17 protein-coding genes are annotated in these 16,473 nt (G+C 47.8%); 9 read left to right on the top strand and 8 right to left on the bottom strand.

Annotation, left to right across the window (positions count from 1 at the left end; genetic code table 11):
* Positions 1-146 precede the first annotated feature (146 nt).
* From KNO79_RS11240 to KNO79_RS11250, 3 genes are read left to right on the top strand one after another with little or no spacing between them, the layout of a single operon-like run.
* Complete coding sequence (locus tag KNO79_RS11240) at positions 147-884, top strand: (Fe-S)-binding protein (RefSeq protein WP_074034994.1); 738 nt, start codon at positions 147-149, stop codon at positions 882-884.
* Between the two features lie 2 nt (positions 885-886).
* On the top strand, positions 887-2,287 hold the full coding sequence (locus KNO79_RS11245; RefSeq protein ID WP_074037851.1) for a LutB/LldF family L-lactate oxidation iron-sulfur protein: 1,401 nt from the start codon (positions 887-889) through the stop codon (positions 2,285-2,287).
* Positions 2,287-2,979, top strand: a complete 693-nt coding sequence (locus KNO79_RS11250; protein WP_074034997.1) for a LutC/YkgG family protein — start codon at positions 2,287-2,289, stop codon at positions 2,977-2,979. Before KNO79_RS11245 ends, KNO79_RS11250 begins: the two co-directional genes overlap by 1 nt.
* 36 nt (positions 2,980-3,015) lie before the next feature.
* On the opposite strand, the gene KNO79_RS11255 is transcribed toward KNO79_RS11250, so the two are convergent.
* Positions 3,016-4,047: a DUF4097 family beta strand repeat-containing protein gene (locus KNO79_RS11255; protein WP_214691326.1), complete on the bottom strand. Its 1,032-nt coding sequence runs from the start codon at positions 4,045-4,047 to the stop codon at positions 3,016-3,018.
* Positions 4,044-4,364, bottom strand: coding sequence for a PadR family transcriptional regulator (locus KNO79_RS11260; RefSeq protein WP_031424354.1), 321 nt, complete (start codon positions 4,362-4,364; stop codon positions 4,044-4,046). Before KNO79_RS11260 ends, KNO79_RS11255 begins: the two co-directional genes overlap by 4 nt.
* Positions 4,365-4,553: 189 nt before the next feature.
* Between KNO79_RS11260 and KNO79_RS11265 the strand changes: the two genes are divergently transcribed.
* Entirely contained in the window at positions 4,554-6,509 is a 1,956-nt protein-coding gene (locus KNO79_RS11265) for an ATP-binding protein (RefSeq protein ID WP_214691327.1), read from the top strand.
* A gap of 33 nt (positions 6,510-6,542) precedes the next feature.
* Here KNO79_RS11265 and KNO79_RS11270 read toward each other — a convergent pair whose 3' ends face one another.
* Positions 6,543-7,340 carry a glucose 1-dehydrogenase gene (locus KNO79_RS11270; RefSeq protein ID WP_214691328.1) on the bottom strand — a complete coding sequence of 266 codons (798 nt, stop codon included), beginning with the start codon at positions 7,338-7,340 and terminating at the stop codon, positions 6,543-6,545.
* Positions 7,341-7,529: 189 nt separating this feature from the next.
* On the opposite strand from KNO79_RS11270, the gene KNO79_RS11275 reads away from it, so the two are divergent.
* Positions 7,530-8,852 (top strand): hemolysin family protein, encoded by a 1,323-nt coding sequence (locus tag KNO79_RS11275; protein WP_236548961.1) that lies wholly within the window; start codon positions 7,530-7,532, stop codon positions 8,850-8,852.
* 199 nt (positions 8,853-9,051) lie between these two features.
* Positions 9,052-10,044 (top strand): 5'-3' exonuclease, encoded by a 993-nt coding sequence (locus KNO79_RS11280; RefSeq protein ID WP_031424353.1) that lies wholly within the window; start codon positions 9,052-9,054, stop codon positions 10,042-10,044.
* 13 nt (positions 10,045-10,057) lie between these two features.
* On the opposite strand, the gene KNO79_RS11285 is transcribed toward KNO79_RS11280, so the two are convergent.
* Complete coding sequence (locus tag KNO79_RS11285; RefSeq protein WP_159563312.1) at positions 10,058-10,861, bottom strand: VOC family protein; 804 nt, start codon at positions 10,859-10,861, stop codon at positions 10,058-10,060.
* Between the two features lie 106 nt (positions 10,862-10,967).
* Here KNO79_RS11285 and KNO79_RS11290 point away from each other — a divergent pair, with 106 nt between their 5' ends.
* Both KNO79_RS11290 and KNO79_RS11295 read left to right on the top strand, forming a co-directional pair.
* Positions 10,968-11,294 carry a winged helix-turn-helix transcriptional regulator gene (locus KNO79_RS11290; protein WP_015880434.1) on the top strand — a complete coding sequence of 109 codons (327 nt, stop codon included), beginning with the start codon at positions 10,968-10,970 and terminating at the stop codon, positions 11,292-11,294.
* A 63-nt stretch (positions 11,295-11,357) separates the two neighbouring features.
* Complete coding sequence (locus tag KNO79_RS11295) at positions 11,358-12,365, top strand: S66 family peptidase (RefSeq protein ID WP_214691329.1); 1,008 nt, start codon at positions 11,358-11,360, stop codon at positions 12,363-12,365.
* 4 nt (positions 12,366-12,369) lie between these two features.
* Here KNO79_RS11295 and KNO79_RS11300 read toward each other — a convergent pair whose 3' ends face one another.
* Positions 12,370-13,560: a helix-turn-helix domain-containing protein gene (locus KNO79_RS11300; protein ID WP_214691330.1), complete on the bottom strand. Its 1,191-nt coding sequence runs from the start codon at positions 13,558-13,560 to the stop codon at positions 12,370-12,372.
* A 109-nt stretch (positions 13,561-13,669) separates the two neighbouring features.
* Here KNO79_RS11300 and KNO79_RS11305 point away from each other — a divergent pair, with 109 nt between their 5' ends.
* Positions 13,670-14,923: an MFS transporter gene (locus KNO79_RS11305; protein ID WP_214691331.1), complete on the top strand. Its 1,254-nt coding sequence runs from the start codon at positions 13,670-13,672 to the stop codon at positions 14,921-14,923.
* Positions 14,924-14,941: 18 nt separating this feature from the next.
* Here KNO79_RS11305 and KNO79_RS11310 read toward each other — a convergent pair whose 3' ends face one another.
* The 3 genes from KNO79_RS11310 to KNO79_RS11320 form a co-directional block, all read right to left on the bottom strand.
* Positions 14,942-15,238, bottom strand: coding sequence for a DUF3817 domain-containing protein (locus tag KNO79_RS11310; protein ID WP_159563308.1), 297 nt, complete (start codon positions 15,236-15,238; stop codon positions 14,942-14,944).
* 80 nt (positions 15,239-15,318) lie between these two features.
* Positions 15,319-15,825 carry a DoxX family membrane protein gene (locus tag KNO79_RS11315; protein ID WP_074035013.1) on the bottom strand — a complete coding sequence of 169 codons (507 nt, stop codon included), beginning with the start codon at positions 15,823-15,825 and terminating at the stop codon, positions 15,319-15,321.
* 183 nt (positions 15,826-16,008) lie between these two features.
* Entirely contained in the window at positions 16,009-16,422 is a 414-nt protein-coding gene (locus tag KNO79_RS11320) for a pyridoxamine 5'-phosphate oxidase family protein (RefSeq protein ID WP_143180203.1), read from the bottom strand.
* Between the last annotated feature and the right edge of the window lie 51 nt (positions 16,423-16,473).

The raw sequence follows: 16,473 nt of genomic DNA on the forward strand, positions 1-16,473 counted from the left end.
TGAATATCTGTTCAGTGAGATATATTATCAATTAGACAGGATTTTACAAATAAATCAGTTTTTCTCCCCATTTTTCTGTCACTTTCCTACGCTTTATGAAATAATGACGTTGAAATCGCTATCATCAGAAGAAAGAAGGAATGGCTATGCCGAATGTAGCTTTATTCGTCACTTGTTTATCTGATACGTTGTTTCCATCCGTCGGACAAGCGACAGTCGAACTACTCGAACATTTAGGGTGCGAGGTGACGTTCCCCTTTGAGCAGACATGCTGTGGGCAGCCTGCCTACAACAGCGGCTATCATGAGGAGACTAAAAAGGTTGCCAAGCACATGATTGAAACGTTTGAACAAGCAGATGCAGAATATATCGTCGGACCATCGGGGTCGTGTGTCATGATGATGCGCGACTACCCTCATTTGTTCCAAGATGATCCAGTATGGGGTCCTCGCGCTGAAGCGCACGCCGCCAAAACGTTCGAACTGACGCAGTTCATCGTCGATGTGCTCGAAGTCACAGATGTCGGTGCCAAGTTTCCCGCCAAAGCGACCTATCACGCGTCTTGTCATATGACTCGCCTCCTCGGAATCGAAGCGGCTCCCGGTAAGTTGCTCGGAAACGTCGATGGACTGACGATGGTTCCCCTCGCGAACGTACATAACTGTTGTGGGTTCGGCGGGACGTTCTCCGTCAAGATGCCAGACGTGTCGGTACAAATGGTAGATGAAAAAGTCGATTCCATCTTACAGTCAGGCGCAGAGGTGTTGATCGGAGCGGATGCGTCATGTCTGATGAACATCGGCGGACGTCTTCATAAACAGGGACATCCGATTAAAGTGATGCATATTGCCGAAGTCTTGAACGAAGGAGTGAAGCAAGCATGAGCATGGGGATTCGATTGGATGAGAAGTTTCAAGATCGACGAAAAGATGGAATCGAAGATGCGTTCATGCGGCAGGCCGTCAGTTCGGCTCAAAACCGTCTACGGGATGGCCGGTTAAATGCTGCAGGTGAACTCGGGGACTGGGAATCGTTTCGCGACCATTCGGAAGAAATTCGTCAACATGTGCTGGAACATCTGGATTATTACTTATATCAATTGAGCGAGAATGTCTCAAAACGTGGTGGAAGCGTCTTTTTCGCGGAGACACCGGAAGAAGCGAACCGCTACATCCGGGAAGTCGTTCGGTCGAAGCAAGCCAAACATGTCGTGAAATCGAAATCGATGGTCACGGAAGAAATCGGCTTGAACGAAGCACTTCAGGAAGAAGGATGTACCGTCGTCGAGTCCGACCTTGGGGAATGGATTTTGCAACTCGACGAAGACCCACCGTCTCACATTGTCGCCCCGGCTCTGCATAAAGACCGCGACGCTGTCCATGAGACGTTCACTACTCACGGCTATACCGGTTCAAACGATCCGACTGAACTCGGTCGTTATGCGCGTCAAGAACTGCGCAAAGACTTTTTGAAGGCAGAAGTCGGCATCACCGGCTGCAATTTCGCCATCGCAGAGAGTGGAGCCGTCGGGCTTGTGACCAATGAAGGGAACGGACGCATGGTGACGTCGCTTCCTGATACGGTCATCTCTGTCATGGGCATGGAACGCGTCGTCCCGTCTTATGAAGAGTTCGAGGTGCTCGTCAACATGCTTTGTCGAAGCGCGGTCGGTCAGCGACTCACGTCATACATCACGACATTTGCCGGGACGCGCGCGGTCGGTGAAGTCGATGGACCAGAAGAGTTCCATCTTGTCATCGTCGACAACAAGCGTTCTGGTATTCTCGGGACACAGTTCCAATCGGTGTTGCAATGCATCCGCTGCGCGGCCTGTATCAACGTCTGTCCCGTCTATCGCCATATCGGTGGTCACGCGTACGGGTCAATCTATCCAGGTCCGATTGGTGCCGTCTTGGCTCCGCTTCTTGACGGATACGAGAACTATAAAGAACTCCCCTATGCGTCGAGTCTCTGTGGCGCCTGTACGGAGGCGTGTCCTGTAAAGATTCCGCTGCATGAGCTGTTGATTGAACATCGACGCGTCATCGTAGAGGAGAAAAAGCAATCACCTTTCGTGGAGCGGATTGCGATGAAAGGATTTGCCGTCACGGCTTCGAGTCCATTCTTATTCGAAGCAGCGGAACATGTCGCACCGTTTGCGACATCACCGTTCGCCACCTCGGGTCAGATTGAGAAAGGGCTACCGGCTTGGACGGACTCGAAAGACTTGCCGCAGCCGAACAAACAGACCGTCCGAGATTGGTTCAAGAAACGGGGGAATGCCTGATGAATCCTGGTACAATCACAAACCGTGAGGACTTTCTACAACGAATCGCCAAGCAACTCGGTCGTGAGGTCAAGCTCACGCCGCCAAAACGGGAATATACACATCGTCCGCAAGATGAGGTGTTGAAAGGCGCGAGTGAAGAAGAGCTGCTCGAGACGTTCCGCATGGTCGCGACCCGAATCCATACCGATTTGGTGGAATGTGAATCTGCGAAGCTTGATGATACGCTTCGCCTCTTGATTGAACGCTATCATGGCGCACGGATTCTCGCAGAAAACGATGAGCGAATTTCCGCTTGGGCACCTGCAACAAGTGAGACGTTTGATTGGTGGGATTCGTCACAACCCGAAGCGAGTCGAGAGCTGGCCATTCGAGCGGACATTGGCATCACGATTGCGGATGCGGCATTTGCGGAAAGTGCGACAATCGTCCAATATGCGAAGCCTGGTAGATCACGGACAATCAGTCTGTTACCGCAAGACCATATTGCAATCATCCCGAAATCTGTCCTTGTTCCACGTATGACGCAAACGGCACAACAACTTGCCACACTCGACCGAGACGGTCTCCATTCCCCGAACGGTGTCAATTTCATCTCTGGTCCCTCGAACTCGGCCGACATCGAGATGAACCTCATCGTCGGCGTTCATGGTCCTGTTAGAGTCGCCTATGTGTTGGTACATGATTTATAAGTATAGCCCCTCCATCGATCGATGGAGGGGCTATATTCATCCTGATACGGTGACGCTCCCATTTGAGCTCGTTAATTTCACTTCAATCGATCCGTCTCCAAATACGCACTCTTTCGACCGCTCTCCAAACACATCAACTTTCCCGTTTCGTGACTTCGCACGAATCGTCACATCTTCCGGACGTTCATCGACATGTAAGTCAATCTTCCCATTGTTCGTCTTCAAGCGAATCGGTGCTTGAATCGCTTGTACGGAACAATCTATCCGTCCATTAGAAGTTTTGGCATCGACCGCTCCTGTGACGTGATCGACATCGATTCGACCGTTCGAGGAATGGATGTTGATCCGCTCGAGCTGAGAATGTTTCGCTTCGACACGACCGTTTGAGGAATGAAGCTCCCAATCGTGACCGTGACAGCTTGATGCGAGCACTTTTCCGTTCGATGTGCGCAGGACACCATGACGTGCTTGAATGTGATGTGCGACGATTCGACCGTTCTCACTCTCCACGTGGAACCGTTCCGCTTGGAGATCTTGTACATCACTCGAACCGTGACGATTTTTCAATTGAATCTGATGATAGGCGTGATGAGGCAATTCAACCCGAAGTACAGGTGCCTTTGACCCAAACCATGAGAACAGGTCAGAAAGACCGAAACGACGTTCGGATTCAATCCGTATCTCTAAAGTGTCCCCCACGATATCCATGACGACCCCATGATCAGTCTCCGTCTCAAGCGTCGCATACGCATAACCGTCTTGTGATGGGGTGACGAACACTTGCGCATTTTGAACTTGAATGAGGACGCTTTGGAAGGCTACCGCCGAGCTTTTGACAACCGCAGGCGGTCGCGTCGAGACCGATTCTTCAATATCGACAGAGGCGAGCAATTCCGATGCGAGTATGCTCGGTTCCCCTAACTCACGTGCCAATTCTTCGTCACTTCTTCCTTCTAATCGACCACTCGTGAAATATTCCGATACGTCTCGTAAAATATCAAGCCGATCTTTCACCTTCACGTTCATCAATAATTGTTCGAGCTCTGACAAGTACTGTTCTTCATTCATCTGTCGTCTCCCCCTCGGATTAAGTCATTGACACCGTTCGTGAATACGTTCCATTCCGTTCGCAATTCAACTAAGTGTTTGCGGCCCTGTTCCGTAATTTGATAGTACTTCCGTGGAGGGCCTTCTCCAGACTCCATTAAATACGTCGTGAAATAGCCCTCTGTCGTCAATCGACGCAACAACGGATAGACCGCACCTTCTGAAATGGCCACTTTGGCCGAAATCGCCTGAACGAGCTCATACCCATAGCGGTCTTGTTCCGCGACAAGTGCTAACACACACAGGTTAAGTACGCCCTTTTTGAATTGAGGATTCATCATCCCACCCCCTACTATACATAGAACAATAGCATACTATCTACTACTGTTCAATAAATAATAGCGTTCATTTCCTTGATTTCTCAATATCTAGCATCTGAAGAGTTGAATCTGTACAATGAAAGAACGACACTCGTAGGATATTAGTCACAGTCGGAATGTTCATCATTCTAGGAAGGAACGGTCTTTATGAAGTCATGGATTGACCAACGGATCGGGAGACAATTTTTATTCGTCTTCTACTTATTCATCGGACTGATCCTCCTCACGTCGCTTGCCGTATATGTGTATACGGAAAACCAAATCGAACAGACGACGTCATCGCTCGAGAACATCAGTGAACGGCGCACGAATGCGACCGAATTGTTCGAGACATGGCAGTCGATGCAATATGAAATGCGCGGATATGTCCTCCTTGGGGATGACGCGATGTTAGAACGTGTGCAAGATAAACAAGTCTTGATTGACGAACAGACCACTTGGTTCGAGCAGAATGCCGTAACCGAGAAAGAAAAAACGTACGCGAGCGATGCGCGTACGCTGTTTGTCGCGTATCAGGAACGTGTCATGCCGAGCCTCGAACGTTATGTAGCAGGAAAACGGGACGGTAGTGTAACCGAACCCTTCTTAAAGATGCCGACGCTCGGGAAAGTGAATCCTCAAAAAGACCCACCGGCAGATCGTAAATTCAAAATCAATTCGAAAAGTGCCGCGGATATGAGTGCGAGCATCGTCGATATGGAGAGCGTCTTCACGGAATACCGGAACTCACTGAACGCAGAAGAGGATGGGCTCCGTGCTCAGCTTGCGACCCATACGAAGTGGGCACAAGCTCTTTGGCTCCTCTCTTTACTCGGTGTTCTCTTCATTCTCTTTATCGTCGCCCGTCCATATGTGAGACGCTTAACTGGTCAACTGCAGGAGTTGATCGAAAACAGTAAGCGCCTTGCCGGAGAGCGACAGCCGATGACACCGGCGGCCGCCCAATCTAAAAATGAAGTCGGGCAATTGACAACATCATTCCGGCAAATGGCTACATCTCTCACGGCACAACGCTATCGGATTGAAGAGGAGCGTGAGAAGACAGCGCGCCTCCTTCACTCGATTCGCGATGCCGTCATCTATGTCGAACACGCAACAAGTGAGAAAGTAGCAAACCAAGCGTTGTTTGTCTTATTCAATCAACCGATTACGCAGCGAAATGAAGTCGATTTATACCGTTTAGACGCTAGCCTTGAGGAGCTCGGACTGCAGGTCGACCAAAAGGATGCCTTTTTCGCGTTCATGGAACGATCATTCGATGGACAGTGTAAAGAAGAGAGCGTCACGTTCTCGATGAATCAGGAAGAGCGCTTCATTCAAATGTATGCGGAGAAGATTTACTTGCGAGGGACACGTCATGGGACGATGCTCGTTTTCCGTGACGTGACGCACGAGACCGAAGTCGACCGTCTGAAAACCGAACTCGTTTCGACCGTCTCTCACGAACTCCGGACTCCGCTCACAAGTATCATTGGATTCACTGAACTTCTTCGTTTCCGAAAACTTTCATCTGAACGTTCCGAAAAATATTTAGGAATGATTCATCAAGAGACATTGCGTCTTGAAGACTTGATTTCGAACTTGCTCGATGTACAACGGATGGAGTCTGGACAACAGACGTACCATAACGAACCAGAGCGTCTGTCTGCTATTCTTGAGCAAGCGATTTCGGTGCATCAAGGCTCAAGCCAACATCATCACATCACGTTTGATTGCACGGAAGACGTCTATGTATACGGAGACCGGACGCGACTCAATCAACTCTTCATGAACCTCCTGCACAACGCCGTGAAGTATTCGCCTCGTGGTGGTGAAATCAATGTCCGTGTCACATGTGAACGACCGGATTGGATTGACATTTCAATTGAAGATCACGGCATCGGGATTCCCCAAACCGCGCTACCAAAATTGTTTGACAAGTTTTATCGCGTCGACAATTCCGCCAGTCGAAAAATCGGGGGGACCGGTCTCGGTCTCGCAATCTGTAAAGAAATCGCCGAAGGTCACGGTGGAACGATTCACGCCACATCGAATATCGGCAAAGGCTCCATTTTCACGGTCAGTCTTCCCAAGTTGGATATGACCAATCAAATGAGTAGCTAAACGAAAAGAGGGTGCATCATCGCACCCTCTTGTTTATTGGACTTTGTTCTCTGGACCAAATGACGGATAGAGCGAAAGCCCACCGTCCGCAAAGATGGTTGTCCCCGTCACATAGGACGACTCATCCGACGCGAGCCAAGCGGCAACGGCTGCGATTTGTTCCGGTTTCCCGATGACGTGAGATGGGATGAGCGCTTCTAATCCCTTCTTCTCTTCCGGGTCGCTCATCGTCTCTTCGTTGATTGGTGTATCAATCGCCCCAGGTGCGATCGCATTGACACGAATATGGTTAGGTGCATACTCGAGTGCGACGGATTTCGTGAACATTTTCACGCCACCTTTGCTGGCTGCGTAATGTGTATAACCTGGACGTGGGATGACTTCGTGAACAGAAGACATATTGATGATGTTCCCCTCGATTTCATGCTCCACGAAGTATTTTAAAGCAGCACGAACACCAAGGAACGTCCCGTTCAAGTTGACGTCGATAATCTGCTTCCAGTTATCAAACTCCATCTCATGTGTTTTTGCCTCGACTTGAACGCCGGCGTTATTCACGAAAATATCCATCTTTCCAAACTCAGAGATGGCTTTCTCAATCATCTTCTCGGCGAGTCCTTCTTCCGCGACATCTCCTTTCACGGCGACGGCTTTCCCGCCAGCTGCCTCGATGCCACGGATGACTTCCTCCATCTCTTTTTCACTGTTGCGGTAATTCAGGACAACGCTCATCCCTTCTTTTGCGTAACGCTCCCCGATGGCACGACCGAGCCCCTTCGAGCTGCCCGTGATGACCGCGACTTTGCCTTTTAACTCTGGATAGTTTGCCATGTCAATTCCTCCTTCATCTTCTCGGGTTTAGTTCCCGCATTCCCCTCTTCATCAAACATGATTGGCTGCATTTTGAATATTTGAAACAAATCAACTATACTGAAACAAACTATTCGTTTTCAGGAAACGCCTGAAAGACGTTTGATCTTATACTCAATGGAGGTGACTCCCCGATTTTTGGGGGAATTGTTGGACAGTCCCATGTTACTCAGCTTACTCGTCGTTGCACTTTTAATCTTTTTGACTGCCTTTTTTGTGGCAGCCGAATTTTCAATTGTGAAAGTGCGTGGCGCTAGACTCGACCAGCTCGTGCTCGAAGGAAATAAGAGAGCGGTCAGCGCGAAAAAAGTCATCGAGAATATCGACGACTCCCTTTCTGCCTCTCAGTTCGGAATCACGCTTTCTGCACTCGGCCTTGGATGGATTGGTGCCGATCAAATCGAAGCGTATATCCACACTCTGGTCGAACAATTGAACATATCGCCATCTCTCGTGACATTCTTGTCGTTTTTGATTGCCTTCTTATTGATTGCGTTCGTCCATGTCGTCATCGGTGAACTCGTGCCAAAGACACTTGCAGTTCATGAAGCGGAAAAACTGACGCTCCTCGTCGCACGTCCGCTCTACGTCTTCACAAAAATTTTCTATCCGTTTATTCGGGCCTTGAACAGTATGGCTCGAATCACACTTCGCTTATTCGGGGTACAGACGACAGCGCAAGAAACGGCACACTCGGAAGAAGAACTGAAAATCATCATGACGGAAAGTTTCCGTAGCGGTGAGATCAATGAAAACGAGTTGGCTTATGTACAAAATATCTTCTCCTTTGACGAACGGATCGCCAAAGATGCCATGGTCCCACGAATGAACATGGTGACAATCGATGAAGAAGATACGATTGAAGAAATCATTGCCGTTGTCGAAGAGCATCAGTATACACGCTATCCCGTCACACGAGATGGCGATCGCGATGACGTTCTCGGATTCGTGAATGCGAAACAGCTCTTCACTGCTCAACTTTCAAAAAATGATGCACCGTTCGAGTCGTTCATTCATCAATTGCCGCTCGTCACCGAGTTCACGCCACTTCAAGAAGCGATGGTGAAAATGCAAAACGCGCAGACGATGATGTGTCTCGTCATCGATGAGTACGGCGGGACGGCAGGACTGTTGACGATTGAAGACATTTTAGAAGAAATCGTCGGCGAGATTCGAGACGAGTTCGATCGAGACGAACAGGCTGAAATTACAGAAGTCGCTCCGAAACATTATCGCCTTTCGGGACTCGTTTTAACGCAAGAACTCGAAGAGCGGTTCGGCATCGAAATCGAAGATGACGTCGATACGGTCGGTGGATTCGTTTTATCACAAAAAGCGAATGCCCGAACAGGCGAGCGCTTCCTTTTACCTGGCAACCATGAACTGATTGTCAGTGAAGTCGATAACCACCGCATCGTCTTTGTCGACTTGATTCTCGCCTCTCACGAAGAGGAAGAACCATTATCTGAATGATGCTTTCTTTAAACCCTTCTCCGAAATATGGAGAAGGGTTTTTCACGTTTGCACCGAACTGTCGCTATATTTTCGCCTCTTCCCGTGATATACTGCACATATGTTGCTTATTTGAGTGTCACCCACTCAATGACACAACATCACCGAAACATGGCGAGATGTTCGGTTTAAACAGAAAGAAATAGAAAGAAGGTTACGCATGGAACGCAAACTATTTTTGATTGACGGTAACTCCATGCTGGCCAGTGCTTATTATGGTGCCGCCGCGAGCCGAACGAAAAAAGGACGCGAGGTATCTAAAAACGATCGGAGTGCCGTCATCGGAATGACCGGCCTCATCCGGACGATTCTACGCAGACATCGTCCGACTCATTTTGTCGTTGTTTGGGACGTCTCACGTGAAACATTATGGCGTCGAGAACTGTACCCAGGCTACAAACGTCGCAGACGTCAAACACCGCCTGAATTAAAAGCGCAGATGGAACTCATGCGCCAACTGCTTGAGGATAGTGGAATCCCACAATTCCAAGTAGAAGGGTATGAAGGGGAAGACTTGATTGCCCACATCGCCCGTAAATTCAGTTGCAGTGCCCCTGTCGTCATCATGACAAAAGACAAAGACTTGTTACAGCTTGTCAGTCCACGAATCACCGTTTGGTTACAGACACAGGAGCTTCAGCAAATGCAGGCTCGCTGTGACATTCGTGATAATCGTCCGTTGCCACTCAAGCGTCATTTAGAAATTCGACCAGAAGAGATTGCGGCGCTATACGAAGGATTGAAACCGAAGCAACTGTCAGCCGTCAAAGCGTTGACAGGAGACCGTTCTGACGGAATCCCTCCAGTTGCTGGACTGGATGAAAGTCAATCGGTTCAACTCATCAAACGATTCGGTTCGCTCGATAAGCTGTATTCTGCCTTGAGCATCAAGGGTGAAAAACGACAACAAGTAAATGAAACGATCGCGGCACTGACGTCAGAGGAGGTGCCCCGTAACTTGAGACGAACACGCAAAAAAGCAGAGCGCAATATGGAGCTCGTTCGCCTCGATGTCACGGTGCCGGCACTTGAACATTTGAAGCTAGCTCACCTTGAGCTCAGCCTCAATCCTAAACGAGTCGAGCAAGCGTATCAAAAACGCGGACTTCGTCTCTCGTTTAATGCAGGTCAGAAGAAAACATCCGCACGTTAAAAAGAACGAACGCTCAAGCGTTCGTTCTTTTAATATGCACGGTAATCCCGTCTTCATCGGTCAACGACCATTCAGACGATGTTCCGCCTAACGCCTGGTTCGTCTCTTCATTGACGAGAAGCGTCCATGCTTCGATTCCGGTCTCCATTCCCACAGGATCGCTCGGACGGGCCCACACGTTCGTTCCGATGTGATGGTGGTAGCCATCAGCTGCTAGGAAAAGTGCGCCTGGATAAGAATCCGTCGTAATGGAGAAGCCAAGCCGATCATGATAAAAACGTTTCGCCGCCTCGATTGAGCGTACTTTAAAATGCACGTGCCCCATCGTCGTTCCGATCGGTAAACCAGTAAACGACCGATTGGCTGCCGCTTGAAGCATCGATTCATAGTCGACAGGCTCGGTCGCCATTTTCACATGGCCGTTTGCCTCGTACGTCCATTGGTCCTTCGGGCGGTCGGCATACAATTCAATCCCGTTTCCTTCTGGATCGCTCAAGTAGAAGGCTTCACTCACGAGATGGTCGCCTTGCCCCACTTCGATGCGTCGCTCAATGAGATGTGCCAACATGCTTCCTAACTCTACACGGTTCGGGAACAGAATAGCTAAATGGAACAAGCCTGCCGCCCGTGGATTGGTTTTCGCTTGCGGGACACTGTGCAAGATGACAAGCGGACGTTCCTTCGTACCGAGTGTAATGAGCTCTTCGCTCTCTTCTAAAATACTCATCCCAATCACGTCTACGTAAAATCGTGTCACCTGTTCAATGTCACGGACTCGAAGCGTTACCGGACCGAGTTCGATTTTTTCGATTTTCATATATTATCACCTCCCCTTCACTATACCCGCTCGGTCGATGTTACAGAAGTAGGCACAAAAAGGTGGTATAGTTACTTCAACGATACTATTGGAAAGGAAGAGCGACGTGACTAACATAACAAGCTGTGAAGTCGATACGGCACTCGAACTGATTACAGGAAAATGGAAACATTCCATCCTCCTCGTGTTGATCAATGGAGATACATTGCGTTTCAGTGAGTTGAAACGCGCGTTACCAAAAATCAGCCAAAAGATATTGACCGCACAACTCCGCGACTTAGAAGAACAGGATATCGTCATCCGGACCGTCTATCCAGAAGTTCCACCTCGTGTCGATTATCGCTTAAGTGAGTACGGGAAAACACTGATTCCGATTCTCGAAGCGATGAACGAATGGGGAATGCGTCATGCCGAACGGATGCGCTCTAATTAGTTGTCCACATGTGGATAACCCATTTTTTCTACTGAACATATCACTTATCCACAGGAGGTTGTCATGATTCGTTATCCACAGTTAACCGGTCATCAAATTGGTGTCACCGCCCCTTCGTCAGGTATACCAGAAGAACTGCACCATCTATTGCATCAAGCGGAACATAAGTTTTCCAATCGAGGGTTCACATTGCAATTCACTCCGAATGCGTGGAAACAACGATTTGGGAAGTCCGCTCCGGCTCGAGTCCGTGCACATGAACTGACATCTCTACTTCAAGATGACAATGTCGACTTGATTGTTCCGCCCTGGGGTGGGGAACTCTTAATGGAAATCCTCGATCACATCGAGTGGCAGTCCTTGTCCGCAAAATGGATGCTCGGTTATTCGGATACGAGTCTATCACTTTTTGTGTATACGCTAAAAACCGGAATCGCCTCCGCCCACGGTCCAAACTTAGTCGACTTGCGTGCCGATATGTGGGACGAGACGAGTTCACGCTGGCTCGATGTATTGTCGACGCGGACCGACGAAACGGTCATCCAACGCTCGTCCGAGAAGTTCCAAAACGAATGGCAGCATGATAATCCGACGCCACATCTGTTTCATCTGACGGAGACGACCGAATGGAAAGCGATCGGTGGTCAAAACGCAACGGGGCGCTTGCTCGGTGGATGTCTCGATGTGCTCTTACATACAATCGGGACACCGTATGGAGACGTCAAGACGTTCCAACGCGATCACCTGAACGATGAACCGATTCTTTGGTATTTTGAGAACGCTGAGCTGAACGTCCCAGCATTAAAAAGGACCCTTCTTCAAATGAAGTGGGCCGGTTGGTTTGAGCAGACGTCGGGCATTCTATTTGGACGGAGTGACGCCCCCTCTGTGCATCAAGACTATACGGTCGAAATGGTATATGAGGAGCTTCATCATATGTTAGAAGTTCCTATCTTTTTTGATATCGATTGCGGACACGTACCCCCTCAGATGACACTCGTCAATGGGGCCCACGCTTCTGTACAAGTCGAGCATGGCAAAGGAACATTGATTCAAACGTTCAAGGGCTGATTCGTCAGCCCTTGATTTGTTGTAGCAATGTCTCTAAACGTTTGCGAAACAGTCCTTGCGGGAATTCAGCTACTTGTTCTTCGATGACTGGCACCCAGTCATCCCCACATCCGTTCAATGTTCCCCTTAATAAACCTTCGTAGTAAATCGCGATATCGACTAAGCTATGTGTTTTCCACTCATCTCTGTTTTCCCATAATGCCAATAAACACTCTCTTCCCATTTCCGTTTCCCCTCGAAAAGCGTAGTACACACCTTTCGCCATCGAAATCGCTGCTATAAATGGTTCGACATCTGTCGTGAGAGATTCCATCAATTTGATGTTCTTTCCTAATAGTTTGACATGTCGATATTCCATCGCATAGAGCGCTTCAGAAAGTGCCACTTTGATTTCAGCCAAACGATCTTCCGTGAATTGAATATATTGCTTCGCCTTTTGTAACGACTCATGAATTTTCTTCTCATCGTTCAAATAGAGCGCGCAAATCGAAATGGTGCGATACACGTCGTCCGCACGGTAGTAGATTCTTGTCCGTGTCATATACTCGAGCACGTCTTCAAGCTGTCGAATTGCCCCTTCTAAATCCTCATCACAAAGAAGATTCTTAAATACAATTAACATGGCATATTCAGTTCGTGTCTTTGTTTTCATATATTTTGCATCAAGTAGTTCTATCGCTTCAATCCGTTCAATCGATTCCTCGTAGCGGTTCCACATCAATAAATAATAAGCCTGGCTAATTCGTCCCATCGCCAATTCTTCGGACTCACCTAGCTTCTCAAAAATCTCAATCGCGCGGTCATAGTAAGCTAGTACTCTCTCATTCTCGCCCTCTTGAAAGTACGTATCACCGTACAGCATATATGCTTTTCCTTGCCACACGGAGTTCATTTCTTCCTGTAAGTAAGGCTTGAGCATTTCCCGAATTTTTTGATCCGGTAGTGAAATGAGTTGCATCTCCTCAAATTCTAGCTTCTCCACCAGCGACTGTAGTTCGACCTCTTTTGGATCGGTCAATAACTGTTGCATCGAGACATCTAATCGACTGGCAAGTTCTCGTAAACTGCGCATCGATGCCTCTGCTTTTCCGTTCTCAATCATACTGAGCATCGATTTTGTGACAATCCCTTCCGCCAGCTGCGTCTGAGTCATTTTTTTCTGTTTTCGCAATGCTTTAATGCGCTCACCAATCATATGTCACCTCAAAAAGTTAAATTATATTGAACTTTATATTTACAATTCACTTCGTTGCCTTTATGATAATGTTAAATCACATTTAACTAATTTGCAAAGGAGTGTTTCTATGAAGTTTCTCTCTTCAAATCTATCAATTTTACTGCTCGGTAAATTCATGTCGTTATTCGCATCCAACTTATTTACGTTTGTGGCGGGACTCACGGTGTTGACGACGACCGGATCTGGGCTCCAATTCGCCTTCGTTCTCCTCGCAGGTACATTACCCCGTGTGCTTCTATCCCCATTCGCCGGCGCTTATGCAGACAAACTTGACCGAAAGCGAGTCATCATTAGGATGGAGTCTTTGAACGGAGGATTATTTTTACTCGCAGGTGTTGGAAGCTTACTTTGGACGTTTGAAGCACCCGCTTTTTACGTCATCACATTCTTCTTAGCGATCGTTTCCACTTTCTTATCGGTCACGTTATCAAGTTCGATTCCTCTTTTATTTGAGGAAGATGAACTGCAACGCGCCAACTCTCTCATTCAAAGTATCATCTCCATTTCAAGCATCGGCACCCCGCTTCTTGCCGGGGCCCTGTTTAAACTCATACCGATTCCAGCGTTTTTATTCAGCTCAGCCCTATTCTTCATGATTGCCGCCTTGCTTGCTTCCCGACTCGCATTTCATCAGAAAGAGATTGCGCCAACCGAACAATCGACCTGGGAAGATGTACGGTCTGGTCTGTCTTACTTGAAACAACAAAGAGTCTTGTGGACAGTTGCTGTCCTCGCCGCATTTTTGAACTTCTTCTTCGTCGCATCGGAAGTGTTGTTCCCGATTGCAGCGTTACAGGAAGTCGGTGTGTCCCCGTTTCAATTCGGACTCCTTGAAAGCATGGTCGCCATTGGTTTTTTAGTCGCTTCCTTACTTCATGCCTTACCGTTATTCAAAATCAAACATCGCTTAGCAACGATGCGATCCGCGTTGACCATTCTTAGCGTTCTGTTCGTCGGACCCGCCATTCCATTATATTTTAACTTCAACGTCCTCACGTCAATTTTCTTTTTCGCGGTCTTCGCTTTATTGAGTGGTTTCTTGATCGTACGTGTCAACATCCCGATTCAATTGTTCCTCCAAACGAATACGGATCCGAACTATTTAGGGCGCGTCATCGGTGTGCTCGAATCACTCGCGATGGGGATTACGCCGATTGGATTTATCCTATTCGGGGTATTGAGTGATCTCGTCTCTGTTGCCCATCTCTACACCGCTTGTATGGTGGGTCTACTCATCTGCACGTTCGTCCTCACGTACCGAATACGTCATGACATTCGAGCAGAACGAGATGCAGCTCAGTCAATGGATCGCGTATCATAAAAAAAGACATCGAACGAATCAGTTCGATGTCTTCTCTGTTGACGGGAGTACCCGTTTTTCTAATAAAAATGGTCCGAATGGGATAACCGATGCCATGACAGCAAGCGTCAAAACTTTGAATCCCCAGCGCAAGCGCCATGCCATGTACATCGCCGCGAGCACATACGCAACAAATAAGAAACCATGTGCTGCACCAACGATACTGACCGCGAGTGGAATACCAGCCATATATTTCAACGGCATCGCGATGAACAGTAATAACAAGAAGGATACACCTTCTGTGTAGCCAAGCCATTTAAAATGAGTCGTAGTCATATGCGTTCTCCTTTATTTCTGTAGGCTATGTCTATCGTAGCCGAAACGTGAGAGGTTTGTCACAAGAGAACGCATAAAAGTTACGAGGCTATTTGACGATTTGGTGAACGATGCAATACTTTCGTGTCGACAAAACGGCGAAGGAACAACCCGTCGACCCCAATTTTTCCAGCGTTATGACCGGCAACTAAAATCAAGACAGATACGATCAACATCGTTGGGTTCGTACTGACTGTTCCTGATAGTAAGAACGCCATGTTCATGACGAGTCCGAAGAACGCTGCGCTACGTGTGAGGGCACCGAGCAATAATCCTAAGCCTACCAAGAATTCACCGTAAGGAATCAGGACATCGAATAGCCCGGCGTTTGGAATCGCAAAGTTTTCTAGGAATGCAGCCCACCATCCAGCAACGGCCGGATGTTCTCCAGAAGCGAGTGACACCGCATTGTTTAAGAATCCTTCTGTTCCAAAACCTCCCGTGATTTTACCCCAACCTGCCGTTAACCAATGATAACCGAGCCATACACGTAACACCGTCAAGATCGCTGTAGCGATGTTATGATTTTGCCAAAATTTCGTGAACATCATAATTCCTCCCTTTCAAGAAGTTAAATAAATGTATAATGTGATTACATTCACAATATACCATTCATGTTCACTATTTCACATATGTATTTTCCTTTGTTCATGATTCGTCCATATGTACGCCATATTCTATTCACATTCATCCACAAAAAAAGACACCTGATTTAGGTGTCTTAGAAGAGATTATAGTGTCACTTCTTGTGGTGGTTGACCTTTCTTGTTCATCACGCGCATCGATTCCGGTTCGATTTTAAGGATCACAAGCTTTGGATCGTCCGGACCATCGAACCATCCTTCAAGTTTCTCATTCCATACTTTCTCTTTCATCGATTCATCATCCGACACGGTCGCTTTACCGAGGATTTCTAAGTAAGTGTCGCCCACACCATCTCCATCGTAGCCGATTAAAATATGCGTATATGGATTCTTTTCTAGTTCTTCTACTTTATCTGTATCGTTAGAGGTTGCTGTGTAGAGTGTGAAATCATCATGGAAAAATGTCATATATCGACTGTGGGGTTTCACCTTATACACGGTCGCCATCGTCCCGACATTGCTACCCTCTAGAATTTTTAACGCTGTGTCTTTTGCACTCATTCCAAATTCCTCCTTCATGATTTGTCGCTCGTATACTGTTCCCTCAAACTA

It is taken from the genome of Exiguobacterium sp. s43, from assembly GCF_018617255.1.
GTDB lineage: Bacteria > Bacillota > Bacilli > Exiguobacteriales > Exiguobacteriaceae > Exiguobacterium > Exiguobacterium profundum.